At 56.1% G+C, this 12,073-nt stretch carries 12 protein-coding genes; 11 read left to right on the forward strand and 1 reads right to left on the reverse strand.

The features are described 5' to 3' along the window. Positions 1-102 precede the first annotated feature (102 nt). Positions 103-1,770 carry an energy-dependent translational throttle protein EttA gene (ettA, locus tag JQC75_RS04875; RefSeq protein ID WP_203326346.1) on the reverse strand — a complete coding sequence of 556 codons (1,668 nt, stop codon included), beginning with the start codon at positions 1,768-1,770 and terminating at the stop codon, positions 103-105. A gap of 243 nt (positions 1,771-2,013) precedes the next feature. Between ettA and glyA the strand changes: the two genes are divergently transcribed. The 11 genes from glyA to JQC75_RS04930 all read left to right on the forward strand — a co-directional run bounded on the left by glyA (position 2,014) and on the right by JQC75_RS04930 (position 12,060). Next, positions 2,014-3,267 carry a serine hydroxymethyltransferase gene (gene glyA / locus JQC75_RS04880; protein ID WP_203326347.1) on the forward strand — a complete coding sequence of 418 codons (1,254 nt, stop codon included), beginning with the start codon at positions 2,014-2,016 and terminating at the stop codon, positions 3,265-3,267. 104 nt (positions 3,268-3,371) lie between these two features. Further along, positions 3,372-3,821 carry a transcriptional regulator NrdR gene (gene nrdR / locus JQC75_RS04885; protein WP_203326348.1) on the forward strand — a complete coding sequence of 150 codons (450 nt, stop codon included), beginning with the start codon at positions 3,372-3,374 and terminating at the stop codon, positions 3,819-3,821. A 111-nt stretch (positions 3,822-3,932) separates the two neighbouring features. Next, positions 3,933-5,075, forward strand: coding sequence for a bifunctional diaminohydroxyphosphoribosylaminopyrimidine deaminase/5-amino-6-(5-phosphoribosylamino)uracil reductase RibD (gene ribD, locus JQC75_RS04890; RefSeq protein ID WP_203326349.1), 1,143 nt, complete (start codon positions 3,933-3,935; stop codon positions 5,073-5,075). Positions 5,076-5,112: 37 nt separating this feature from the next. Continuing rightward, the gene (locus tag JQC75_RS04895) at positions 5,113-5,766 is read left to right on the forward strand and encodes a riboflavin synthase (protein WP_203326350.1); all 654 of its coding nucleotides are present in this window, start codon (positions 5,113-5,115) and stop codon (positions 5,764-5,766) included. Positions 5,767-5,876: 110 nt separating this feature from the next. Then, a complete protein-coding gene (gene ribBA, locus JQC75_RS04900) occupies positions 5,877-6,983 on the forward strand; it encodes a bifunctional 3,4-dihydroxy-2-butanone-4-phosphate synthase/GTP cyclohydrolase II (RefSeq protein ID WP_203326351.1) in 1,107 nt (368 codons plus the stop codon). Between the two features lie 133 nt (positions 6,984-7,116). After that, entirely contained in the window at positions 7,117-7,593 is a 477-nt protein-coding gene (gene ribH, locus JQC75_RS04905; protein WP_011759135.1) for a 6,7-dimethyl-8-ribityllumazine synthase, read from the forward strand. A 15-nt stretch (positions 7,594-7,608) separates the two neighbouring features. Then, positions 7,609-8,013 (forward strand): transcription antitermination factor NusB, encoded by a 405-nt coding sequence (gene nusB / locus JQC75_RS04910; protein ID WP_011759136.1) that lies wholly within the window; start codon positions 7,609-7,611, stop codon positions 8,011-8,013. A 96-nt stretch (positions 8,014-8,109) separates the two neighbouring features. Next, positions 8,110-9,069: a thiamine-phosphate kinase gene (gene thiL, locus JQC75_RS04915; protein WP_203327123.1), complete on the forward strand. Its 960-nt coding sequence runs from the start codon at positions 8,110-8,112 to the stop codon at positions 9,067-9,069. Then, positions 9,069-9,566: a phosphatidylglycerophosphatase A family protein gene (locus JQC75_RS04920; protein ID WP_203326352.1), complete on the forward strand. Its 498-nt coding sequence runs from the start codon at positions 9,069-9,071 to the stop codon at positions 9,564-9,566. Before thiL ends, JQC75_RS04920 begins: the two co-directional genes overlap by 1 nt. Positions 9,567-9,959: 393 nt before the next feature. Beyond that, positions 9,960-11,285: an NfeD family protein gene (locus tag JQC75_RS04925; protein ID WP_239002082.1), complete on the forward strand. Its 1,326-nt coding sequence runs from the start codon at positions 9,960-9,962 to the stop codon at positions 11,283-11,285. Next, positions 11,278-12,060 (forward strand): slipin family protein, encoded by a 783-nt coding sequence (locus JQC75_RS04930; protein ID WP_203326354.1) that lies wholly within the window; start codon positions 11,278-11,280, stop codon positions 12,058-12,060. Before JQC75_RS04925 ends, JQC75_RS04930 begins: the two co-directional genes overlap by 8 nt. Positions 12,061-12,073 lie beyond the last annotated feature (13 nt).

Below are 12,073 nucleotides of genomic sequence, written 5' to 3' on the forward strand. Positions count from 1 at the left end.
ACGAGCTAAAAACGACAAGGGCTATATTTGTTCAAGATTTTGATATTTAAGGGAAATAAAAAAAGGAGACCTTCAGGTCTCCTTTGTTTTCTATGGCAACGCTTACTTGGTCATGCGCTTGTACTTGAGACGATGCGGCTCAACCACGTCGGTGCCGTAGGTGTTCTTCAGCCAGGTAGAGTACTCGGTGTAGTTACCTTCGTAGAAGTTCACCTGACCCTCATCACGGTAGTCGAGGATGTGAGTACAGATACGGTCGAGGAACCAACGGTCGTGGGAAATCACCATGGCGCAGCCGGGGAATTCCAGCAGGGCTTCTTCCAGGGCTCGCAGGGTTTCCACGTCCAGATCGTTGGTGGGTTCGTCGAGCAGCAGCACGTTGCCGCCGGCCTGCAGCAGCTTGGCCAGGTGCACCCGGTTACGCTCACCACCGGAGAGGGTGCCGATGATCTTTTGCTGATCCGCGCCACGGAAGTTAAAGCGGCCCACGTAGGCGCGGCTTGGAATTTCCATGTTGTTGATGCGCATGATGTCCTGACCGCCGGAAATTTCTTCCCAGATGGTGGCCTTGTTGTTCATGGAGTCACGGAACTGCTCGACCGAGGCGATTTTCACGGTTTCCCCGATTTCAATCTCGCCGCTGTCTGGCTGCTCGGCGCCGCTCAGCATACGGAACAGGGTCGATTTACCGGCACCGTTGGCACCGATAATGCCCACGATGGCGCCCTTGGGCACGGTGAACGACAGGTTATCGATAAGCACGCGATCGCCGTAGCTCTTGGTGAGGTTGCGCACCTCAATCACCTTGTCACCGAGACGGGGTCCGGGCGGAATAAAGAGCTCGTTGGTCTCGTTGCGGCGCTGATAATCGGAGCTGTTGAGCTCTTCGAAGCGGTTCATACGCGCCTTGCCCTTGGACTGGCGGCCTTTGGCTCCCTGACGCACCCACTCCAGTTCCTTGGCGATGGTCTTCTGGCGGGCGCTTTCGGAGGCGGCTTCCTGCTTCAGACGGGCGTCCTTTTGCTCCAGCCAGCTGGAGTAGTTGCCCTGCCACGGGATACCTTCGCCGCGGTCGAGTTCCAGAATCCAGCCGGCGGCATTGTCGAGGAAGTAACGGTCGTGGGTAATGGCCACGACTGTACCTGAGTATTCCTGCAGGAAGTGCTCAAGCCAGGCCACAGACTCGGCGTCCAGGTGGTTGGTGGGTTCGTCCAGCAGCAGCATCTCGGGCTTTTCCAAGAGCAGACGGCAGATGGCCACACGGCGGCGCTCACCACCTGACAGCACTTCAATCTTGGCATCCCACTCCGGCAGACGCAGGGCGTTGGCGGCGCGCTCGAGGATGTTGTCCAGGTTATGGGCATCCTGAGCCTGAATGATGGCTTCCAGCTCACCTTGCTCTTTGGCAAGGGCGTCGAAGTCGGCGTCCGGGTCGGCATAGGCGGCGTACACTTCATCGAGGCGGGTCAGGGCGCGCTTGGCCTCGCCAACGGCTTCTTCGATGGCTTCACGCACTGTCTGGTTCGGGTCAAGCTGTGGCTCCTGGGGCAGGTAGCCAATCTTGAGGCCGGGCATGGGGCGGGCTTCACCTTCGATTTCGGTGTCGATACCGGCCATGATGCGCAGCAATGTGGATTTACCCGAGCCGTTCAGACCCAGAACACCAATCTTGGCGCCGGGGAAGAAGCTTAAGGAGATGTCTTTAAGGATTTGCTTCTTGGGCGGCACGATTTTGCCAACCCGCAGCATGCTGTAAACAAACTGAGCCATGTCGTCTCTCTGCGATTTACAAATAGAATTAAGCGCTGAAAATTGGCCGAAGTTTACCAAGTCGGGGCACTATTCTCCAGATGGCGATGTGAAATCCCATTCATCAGGCAGGTTGTTTTGATGATGAAACACAGTCATCGGCACAGAGAGGGATTTTCATCATATTGCGGCTGGGATTGTGATCGATTGCAGAGTAGAATACCGCGCAACCCTACCTATAAGATTTGCCAGCTGGAGTGACCAATGCTGAAGAAGACCATGAATATTGCCGACTATGATCCCGAGCTGTTCAAGGCGATTGAAGACGAAACCCTTCGCCAGGAAGAGCATATCGAGCTGATTGCCTCCGAGAACTACACTTCTCCCCGCGTGATGCAGGCTCAGGGTTCACAGCTGACCAACAAGTACGCCGAAGGTTATCCTGGGAAGCGTTACTATGGTGGCTGTGAGTACGTCGACATCGTGGAAACCCTGGCCATTGAGCGCGCCAAAGAACTCTTCGGTGCCACTTTCGCCAACGTACAGCCACACTCCGGTTCTCAGGCCAACAGCGCCGTGTACATGACCCTGCTCAAGCCAGGTGACACTGTACTGGGTATGAACCTGGCCCACGGTGGTCACCTGACTCATGGCTCACCGGTTAACTTTTCTGGCAAACTGTACAACATCATTCCTTACGGCATCGATGAAACCGGCAAGATTGACTACGACGAAATGGAGCGTCTGGCCGTTGAGCACAAGCCAAAGATGATGATTGGCGGTTTCTCTGCCTACTCTGGCATCGTTGACTGGGCCCGCATGCGTGAAATCGCCGACAAGATTGGCGCTTACCTGTTTGTGGACATGGCCCACGTGGCCGGTCTCGTGGCCGCCGGTGTGTATCCAAACCCGGTTCCACACGCTCACGTAGTGACCTCTACCACTCACAAGACCCTGGCCGGTCCCCGTGGCGGTATCATTCTGTCTGCTGCCAACGACGAAGACCTGTACAAGAAGCTGAACTCAGCGGTATTCCCGGGTGGTCAGGGCGGCCCGCTGATGCACGTTATCGCCGGTAAAGCGGTCGCCTTCAAAGAAGCGCTGGAGCCTGAGTTCAAGGTGTATCAGCAGCAGGTAGTTGCCAACGCCAAGGCCATGGTGGAAGTGTTCCTTGAGCGCGGTTACAAGATAGTCTCCGGCGGTACCGACAACCACCTGATGCTGGTGGACCTGATTGGCCGCGACCTGACCGGTAAAGAAGCCGACGCGGCTCTGGGCGCTGCCAACATCACCGTGAACAAAAACTCAGTGCCAAACGACCCACGTTCTCCTTTCATCACTTCCGGTATCCGTATCGGTACCCCAGCCATCACCCGCCGCGGTTTCAAAGAAGCCGAAGCACGTGAGCTGACTCACTGGATCTGTGATGTACTGGACAATGCCAAAGACGAGAGTGTGATTGCACGCGTAAAAGGTCAGGTACTGGAACTGTGCGCTCGTTTCCCTGTTTACGGTTAACCTTTTAACCTGAATAGGATACACTCATGGCCGCTGCGATAGCGGCCATTTTTATTTGTATTGCGGTTCCATTTCGCCCTTCATTCAGCACGCCAGGAGGCCCCATGCACTGTCCATTTTGCAACGCAACCGACACCAAGGTGATCGACTCCCGTCTGGTGGGGGAAGGGCATCAGGTAAGGCGTCGGCGGGAGTGCACCGAGTGCCACGAGCGCTTTACCACCTTTGAAGGTGCCGAGCTGGTGATGCCGAGGGTCATCAAGCGTGATGGCACCCGTCAGCCGTTCGACGATGAAAAGCTGCGCAGCGGCATGTTAAAAGCCGTGGAAAAGCGCCCTGTGTCCATCGATCAGATTGACCAGGCGATGAACAAGATTAAGTCGACCCTGCGCGCCACCGGCGAGCGGGAAATCCCCTCTGAGATGATTGGCAACCTGATGATGGACAGCCTGATAGAGCTGGATAAAGTGGCCTATATCCGCTTCGCCTCTGTCTATCGCGCCTTTGAAGACGTCTCCGAGTTTGGTGAGGCTATAGCGAAGCTACAGAAATAGTTGAAGCTACAGAAATAGTTGAAGCTACAGAAATAGTTGAAGCTACAGAAATAGTTGAAGCTCCAGAATTAGCAGAACCTTTTGACATTACAGCAGCGACAGAACCAAGCCATGAGCCACTCTGCCAACCGCCCATTTTCAGCCCAGGACCATGCCATGATGGCCCGCGCCATCATGCTGGCCAAGCGTGGCCAGTACACCACCCGCCCCAATCCCAATGTGGGCTGCGTGATAGTGAATGACGCAGGCGATATCGTAGGTGAAGGTTGGCATATCCGCGCAGGTGGCCCCCACGCCGAAGTGCATGCCCTCAAGGCGGCAGGAGTCAAGGCCCGCGGCGCCACTGCCTATGTCACTCTCGAGCCCTGCAGCCATTATGGCCGCACCCCGCCCTGTGCCAGGGCACTGATTGATAATGGTTTAAAGCGCGTTGTGGTGGCCATGACCGACCCCAACCCACAGGTGGCGGGCAAGGGGCTTAAGCTGCTGCAGGATGCCGGTATCGAGGTGGCCCATGGCCTGATGGAAGCCGAAGCGCGCGCGCTCAACCCGGGCTTTTTGTCACGAATGGAGCGTGCCCGCCCGTTCGTGACCGTCAAAGTGGGGGCGAGTCTCGACGGTAAAACCGCGCTTTCCAGCGGTGAGTCCAAGTGGATCACAGGGCCCGAGGCCCGCCGCGACGTGCAAAGGCTGCGCGCAAAGTCCTGCGCCCTGATTACCGGTATCGATACGGTACTGCTGGATGACCCCAGTCTCAATGTCCGCCATGGTGAGCTTGGCAGCCTGGGCGCAAGCCTCTCGGAGGCTGAGCTTATCCAGCCCATTCGGGTGGTGCTCGACAGTCAGCGCCGCATGAGCGCCGATGCCAAACTCTTTGGTATTACCGGCCCCATACTGCTGGTATCCGCTGAGCCATACGATGCACATTTTTTGCATTCCATCCCGGATTTTGTCACCTGTTTGACCTTGCCGGGCGTTGATGGCCGTATTGACCTTGCCGCGCTGCTTACTCACCTCGGTGAAAACTGTAACCGGGTGCTGGTGGAAGCAGGCGGCACCCTGGCGGGCGCCTTTATCGCCGCAGGGCTTTGTGATGAGCTGGTGCTGTATCAGGCGCCCAAGCTCCTTGGCAGCCATGGCCGCGATATGCTGCAGCTGCCCGATTATCAGACCATGGCCGAGGTGCCGGGTCTTAAGCTTATTGACGAGCGCAAAGTGGGCCAGGATTGGCGCTTTACCTTCACCGTGGCCTGAAAATCAGCATCCGCTGAATCGAGCCTAAAGAGGATTTATGTTTACCGGGATCATTGAAGCCGTAGGCCATTTAAGACGAACCGATCGCAAAGGCGATGATATTCGCCTGACGGTAGCCAGCGGCAAGCTGGATTTATCCGATGTGCGCCTTGGCGACAGTATTGCCACCAATGGTGTGTGTCTGACCGTGGTGGAATGCCTTGCCGATGGTTATGTGGCCGATGTTTCAGCCGAAACGGTGAAGCTCACCGGTTTTGGCGAGTATCGCCCCGGTCAGGCGGTGAACCTGGAAAAGGCTGTGACCCCAAGCACCCGCCTGGGTGGACATCTGGTGAGCGGCCACGTGGATGGCCGTGCGGTTGTCGTCAGTCGCAGCCACCTGGGCAAAGCCATCGAGTTTTGGCTGGAGGCCCCCGCCGAGCTTGCCCGCTATATCGCCCACAAGGGATCCATCACCATCGATGGGGTGAGCCTCACCGTCAACGAGGTGGATGGCAGCCGTTTTCGCCTGACCATAGTGCCCCACACAGCCGGTGAAACCACCCTGATTGATTTGGCGGTGGGCGACAAGGTGAATCTCGAAGTCGACCAGATTGCCCGCTATCTCGAGCGGTTGATGCAACGCGGCGAAGACTCCCAATCCGGCGGTGTGACTCTGGATTTGCTTGCCCGCAGCGGATTTATGCGCTGAGCGCGCTCAGCGCCGGTCAGCCAAAGCACCGCTTTGTGCGCCCGGCCCTGTTTTTTGGCCCGCAGGCCGCTAAAATTCACAACACTCTAAAAGAAAATAAAGGTCTTACAATGGCGCTACACAGTATCGAAGAAATCATCGAAGACATTCGTCAGGGTAAAATGGTTATTCTGATGGACGATGAAGACAGGGAAAACGAAGGCGACCTTATCATGGCTGCCGAGCTTGTCACCCCGGAAGCCATTAACTTTATGGCCACCTATGGCCGTGGCCTGATTTGTCAGACCATGACCCGCGCCCGTTGCCAGCAGCTCAATCTGCCGCTGATGGTAAGCAACAACAACGCCCAGTTCACCACCAACTTTACCGTGTCCATCGAGGCCGCTAAAGGCGTAACCACGGGGATCAGCGCCCATGACCGCGCCGTGACCATCCAGGCAGCGGTTGCCAAAGAGGCCAAGGCCTCTGATCTGGTGCAGCCCGGCCACATTTTTCCGCTGATGGCCCAGGAAGGTGGGGTGCTGACACGTGCCGGCCATACCGAGGCCGGCTGTGACCTTGCGCGTTTGGCGGGTCTTGAGCCTTCCGGCGTGATTGTGGAAATCCTCAATGAAGACGGCACCATGGCCCGTCGCCCGGATCTGGAAAAATTCTCTGAGAAGCACGGCATCAAGATTGGCACCATCGCCGACTTGATTGAATACCGTAACAACACCGAAACCACAGTGGTGCGTGAAGCCAGCTGCAAACTGCCAACCCGTTTTGGCGAGTTTATGATGCACACCTTCCGCGACACCATCGACAATCAGCTGCACTACGCGCTGGTAAAAGGTGAAGTGAATGATAATGTGCTGGTTCGGGTGCACCTGACCAACACCTTCAACGATATCCTCCATTCAGAGCGGGATCAGGAGCGTTCCTGGCCGCTCGAAAAGGCCATGGCCCGTATCGGCAGCGAAGGCGGTGTGCTGGTTATCCTCGGCAACCGTGAGCACGACAGCGATATTCTGGCCAAGGTGAAAGCCTTCGAAGCCGAAGATCAGGGCCAGGCCGCAGCACCCGCCAAATGGCAGGGCACGTCCCGCCGTGTGGGTGTGGGCTCTCAGATTCTGGCCTCCCTCGGTGTGCACAAGATGCGCCTGCTGAGTTCGCCCAAGAAGTACCACTCACTGTCGGGCTTTGGTCTGGAAGTGACCGAGTATGTCGCGGGCGAGTAAGTAATTCACGATTTCAGTTAAATAGCATAGGGATTGGGGCAAAAGCCTGTGGTATGATATCGCCACTTTTTGTCCCGGTCCGTCCGGGCGGATTGCACCAAGCCGGGTGCCTTAAGTTAAACCAGGTGAGAGAATGCACATAGTAGAAGGTCATATCGAAGCCAAATCAGCCAAGGTGGCGATTGTGGTATCACGTTTCAACAGTTTTGTGGTTGAGAGTCTGCTGTCAGGCGCCATCGATACGCTCAAGCGTTTTGGTCAGGTCAGCGAAGACAACATCACTGTAGTGCGCGTACCGGGCGCCTTCGAATTGCCGCTGGCTGCCAAGAAAGTTGCTGCATCAGGCAAGTTTGACGGCATCATTGCGCTGGGCGCCGTGATCCGTGGCGGTACTCCTCACTTTGATTTTGTTGCCGGTGAGTGCAACAAGGGACTGGCCCAGGTTTCTCTGGAGTTCAACACTCCAGTATCTTTCGGTGTATTGACCACAGATACCATTGAGCAAGCCATTGAGCGCTCAGGTACCAAGGCCGGCAACAAAGGCGGCGAAGCTGCTCTGGGACTGCTGGAAATGGTCAATGTACTTAATGCTATTGATAAAGAGCTGTAATTAGTAGGAAAAATCATGAAGCCTTCAGAGCGCCGTAAGGCCCGTCGCCTGGCGGTCCAAGCCATCTATTCCTGGCAACTCAGTGGTAACAATGTTGCTGATGTCGAGCACGAGTTCCTGACCGAACAAGAGCTGGACGGTGTGGACGTTGCCTACTTCCGGGAATTGTTTGCGGGCGCTGCAACCAAAACTGCTCAGCTTGATGAAAAGCTGAAACCCCTGCTCGATCGTCCTCTCGAGGAAGTGTCGCCAGTAGAAAAAGCCATTTTGAGATTGGCCGTCTACGAGCTGACTTTCCGCAAGGACGTACCTTACAAGGTGGTGATTAACGAAGCCATCGAGCTGGCCAAGTCCTTCGGTGCCGAAGACGGACACAAGTTCGTTAACGGTATTCTGGATAAGCTGGTTGCACGCAACTAAATGACAGACGGTGCCCGAGGGTGCCGTTTTTCATTTTCGGGTGTTCATTTTTCAATGGGCCGGCGGGCCGACATCAAGGCCGACGCCGGAATGACAGTGAAAGAATTCCAACTTATCGATCAGTATTTCTGTGGCCGTGGCCCGGTGCGTCGGGACGTAAAACACGGTATTGGCGATGATTGTGCCCTGGTTCAACCGGCGGAGCACAAGCAGATAGCTATCTCCTGCGACACCCTCATCGAAGGGGTGCATTTCTTCAACGATATGCCTGCCTGGGCGCTGGGTTACAAGGCCCTTGCCGTGAATCTTTCGGACTTGGCCGCCATGGGGGCAGAGCCTGCGTGGTTTACTCTGGGGCTCAGTTTACCCTCAGTGGATGAAAGCTGGCTTGCCGCCTTCAGCGAAGGCCTGTTTGAAGCCGCCGAATACTATGGCATTGCGCTGATTGGTGGTGATACCACCCAAAGTCCGGTGAAGGTCATTGCTGTGACCATCAACGGCCAGGTGCCCGAAGGCAAGGCGCTGACCCGTTATGGTGCCCGCAGCGGCGATTGGATCTATGTGACTGGCTCCCTGGGTGATTCGGCGCTGGGACTGGATATACTCAGAGGGCGTCAGCAGAGCCGTCCCGAATACAGTGAATATCTGATAGAGCGTCATTACCGGCCAACACCCAGGGTGCTGGCAGGCCAGTCGCTGCGTGGTCTGGCATCCAGTGCCATTGACCTGTCTGACGGCTTGGTGTCTGACCTCGGCCACGTACTCAAGGCGTCCAATGTGGGTGCCTACATTGAGGTGGAAAAACTGCCTCTGTCACAGGCGATGAAGGACTCTGTGCCACTTGAGCAGGCGCTGGGTTATGCACTCACAGGTGGGGAAGACTATGAACTTCTCTTCACCGTGCCCGAGGCGCAGCGCGGCGCGCTGGAAATCGCGCTTGCCAATGCAGGGGTGAAGTTTTTCCGAATCGGCCAGATCACTGCGGGCAGCAATCTCAAGCTGACCCATAACGGTGAGCCCTTTACGCCGATGAATAAAGGGTTTGAGCATTTCTGATGTGTTGGCGCAGTCAAGATGAGGCGTTGTCACGCCTGTCGTTAAAGAATCCATGGCATTTTCTTGCCCTTGGTTTTGGCAGTGGTTTGGCCAAAAAAGCCCCCGGTACTTTTGGCACCCTGGCTGCTATTCCGCTCTACCTTTTGTTAAGTCCGCTGCCGCTGGCTTGGTATCTGCTCGCCACTGCGATAGCCGTCGTGGCCGGTGTTTACATCTGTGACAGGGCTTCCAAAGACATGGGCGTGCATGACCATGGCGCCATTGTGTGGGACGAAGTAGCAGGTCTTCTTATCACCATGATTGCCGCACCTACCGGCGTTGTCTGGCTGGTGGCAGGTTTTGTGCTGTTTCGGATATTCGACATCCTGAAACCCTGGCCCATTCGGGTACTGGATGCCAGGGTGCACGGCGGTTTGGGGATCATGGCGGATGATGTGCTGGCCGGCGTATTTGCGCTTGGCTGCCTGCAGGGACTGGCCTACTGGTTTGCGGGTTAAGCGCATTCTGACGCCGGTTCACCGGCGTCTTTCTCTCTTTTTATGCCATAAGGGCTATGCTTAAAGAACACTGGTTTTTAAAGACAGTGGACAAACAGGCTCAGGTTCTTTTAAAGGACTGACATTGTAAGCACTCCAGAGACTGAGCCTGGGGAGTCGCTTATGTTCAATAGGTTGTTCTGCCCCGCGGTTGTCCGGTTTCTGGCCTCGATAATCGGGCTGTTTGTATTATTACTCCCCCCGCTGTTCGGCGGTTTGAGCTCTGCTGTGGCGGTAAGCCCTCCTGCTGCTTTTTCCTCCGGATTTATCTTAAGCGACGCCAACATTGCAAACACCACGGCTCTATCAGACCGCGCCATTGGCTCAAACCATTCTGCTGACTCAGCCGCTCAAGTGACTTCACACCAAAACGTGGGTGCCCGGGACATCGATGGTGATGTGGCGCCTGTGTGGCGCCTTGAGGTAAAAGGGGCCATAGGGCCCGGGGTAGCAGACTATCTTATCCGCACCCTGAGTAAGGCACAGACTCAGGTCATGCCTCCCCAACTGCTCTTGCTGACGCTGGATACCCCAGGAGGCTTGGTGGCGAGCCTGAGGGACATCAATCAAGCCATCCTTGCCTCAGATATCCCGGTGGCCTGCCTGGTGTATCCCGCCGGTGCCCGCGCCGCCAGTGCCGGAACCTATATGCTCTATGCCTGTCATCTGGCAGCAATGGCGCCTGCTACCAGCTTGGGGGCTGCAACGCCGGTGCAACTCGGACCGCCAACGGGGGGCGAGCAGAAGGATAAGGAAGGTGAACCGCAGGGGGCGTCGGATATGGAGCGTAAGGTCCTTAACGATGCCGTGGCCTATATCAAGACGCTGGCAGAGCTTCGGGGGCGGAATGCCGAATGGGGCGAGCAGGCAGTGCGCGAAGCCGCCACTGCCACCGCCACTGAGGCACTGGCGTTGGGGGTTATAGATCTGATTGCCGCCGATCCCAGAGCATTGCTTGAGGCCATTGATGGTCGCAGGTTTGAGATTAATGGAACCATCCACGTCTTGAATACCAGGACTGCACAGGTGTTGGATGCTGGACCCGACTGGCGCGCGACTTTTCTAAGCACCATCACCAACCCCAATGTGGCTTATGTCCTCATGATGCTGGGTATCTATGGCTTGCTGTTGGAGTTCTACAGCCCGGGTATTGGGGTTTCCGGCGTGGTGGGGGCTATCAGTTTACTCGTGGCCATGTTTGCACTGCAAATGTTGCCAATTAACTACGCGGGTGCGGGTCTCTTGCTTTTGGGGATTGGGTTGCTGGTGGCTGAATCATTGGTGCCGAGCTTCGGCATACTCGGTTTCGGTGGGGTAGTGGCCTTTGTGTTGGGTTCCCTCTTTCTTATCGACAGTGAGTTGGATGCTTTTCGCATAGCCTGGCCACTGATTCTGGCGCTGGCGCTGGCGAGCCTGCTGTTTTTTGTCTTGCTGCTATCCATGTTGCTTAAACAGCGCCGAAGAGCGCCTGTCAGTGGTACTGAGGCCATGGTGGGCGGCAGGGCACGGGTGCTCCATGGTTTTCCCGGTAAAGGTGAGGTGCTTTTTATGGGAGAGCACTGGCAGGGCCACTGTGAACATGCCTTGCGGCCGGGAACCTTAGTCAGGGTTGAGGCGATTAAGGGGCTCTTGCTGGAGCTTGGCCCGCTCGACGAATCAAAGGAGAACCAAGATGGGTGACTATATCTTAGATCTACAGGTTTCTTTCAGTGTGTTGATGTTGCTGTTGCTGCTGTTAATTATCTCGATGTTCCGCATCATGCGAGAGTATGAACGGGCAGTCGTCTTTATGTTGGGGCGTTTTTATCGGGTCAAGGGACCTGGGCTCATTATCGTTGTCCCCATTATTCAGCAAATGGTGCGGGTTGATTTACGCACTGTGGTGATGGATGTGCCATCTCAGGATGTTATTAGCCGCGACAATGTGTCAGTGAGGGTGAATGCGGTGCTCTACTTTCGGGTAGTCGATCCCCAGAAGGCCATCATCAACGTGGAAGACTTTTTAAACGCAACCAGTCAGCTTGCCCAGACCACGCTGAGATCTGTGTTGGGGCAGCACGAGCTGGATGAGATGCTGGCCAACCGCGACATGCTCAATGCCGATATCCAGAGGATATTGGACGCGCACACAGATATTTGGGGAATAAAGGTCGCCAATGTGGAAATCAAACATGTCGACCTTAACGAGACCATGATCAGGGCCATTGCCCGCCAGGCTGAGGCTGAGCGGGAGCGGCGTGCCAAGGTTATCCATGCCTTGGGTGAGTTTGAGGCCTCGGCGCAATTGGTGGCTGCAGCGGCAAAACTGTCTGAGGAGCCCAATGCCTTGCTGCTGCGCTACCTGCAAACCCTGACCGATGTCGCCGGAGAAAATAATTCCACCATTCTTTTCCCCTTGCCGATTGAGCTGCTCAGTCATCTCAGCGGTTTAGCATCCACCAAGAAGCCCCAGTAGTTAAGTTAACAGG

Origin of the sequence: Shewanella litorisediminis (assembly GCF_016834455.1) — a bacterium.
Classification (GTDB): Bacteria; Pseudomonadota; Gammaproteobacteria; order Enterobacterales; family Shewanellaceae; genus Shewanella; species Shewanella litorisediminis.

What these genes read in the sequence shown, in the direction of transcription:
- ettA (WP_203326346.1), bottom strand. Translation starts at nt 1,770, where the DNA reads ATGGCTCAGTTTGTTTACAGCATGCTGCGGGTTGGCAAAATCGTGCCG.
- glyA (WP_203326347.1), top strand. Translation starts at nt 2,014, where the DNA reads ATGCTGAAGAAGACCATGAATATTGCCGACTATGATCCCGAGCTGTTC.
- nrdR (WP_203326348.1), top strand. Translation starts at nt 3,372, where the DNA reads ATGCACTGTCCATTTTGCAACGCAACCGACACCAAGGTGATCGACTCC.
- ribD (WP_203326349.1), top strand. Translation starts at nt 3,933, where the DNA reads ATGAGCCACTCTGCCAACCGCCCATTTTCAGCCCAGGACCATGCCATG.
- JQC75_RS04895 (WP_203326350.1), top strand. Translation starts at nt 5,113, where the DNA reads ATGTTTACCGGGATCATTGAAGCCGTAGGCCATTTAAGACGAACCGAT.
- ribBA (WP_203326351.1), top strand. Translation starts at nt 5,877, where the DNA reads ATGGCGCTACACAGTATCGAAGAAATCATCGAAGACATTCGTCAGGGT.
- ribH (WP_011759135.1), top strand. Translation starts at nt 7,117, where the DNA reads ATGCACATAGTAGAAGGTCATATCGAAGCCAAATCAGCCAAGGTGGCG.
- nusB (WP_011759136.1), top strand. Translation starts at nt 7,609, where the DNA reads ATGAAGCCTTCAGAGCGCCGTAAGGCCCGTCGCCTGGCGGTCCAAGCC.
- JQC75_RS04920 (WP_203326352.1), top strand. Translation starts at nt 9,069, where the DNA reads ATGTGTTGGCGCAGTCAAGATGAGGCGTTGTCACGCCTGTCGTTAAAG.
- JQC75_RS04930 (WP_203326354.1), top strand. Translation starts at nt 11,278, where the DNA reads ATGGGTGACTATATCTTAGATCTACAGGTTTCTTTCAGTGTGTTGATG.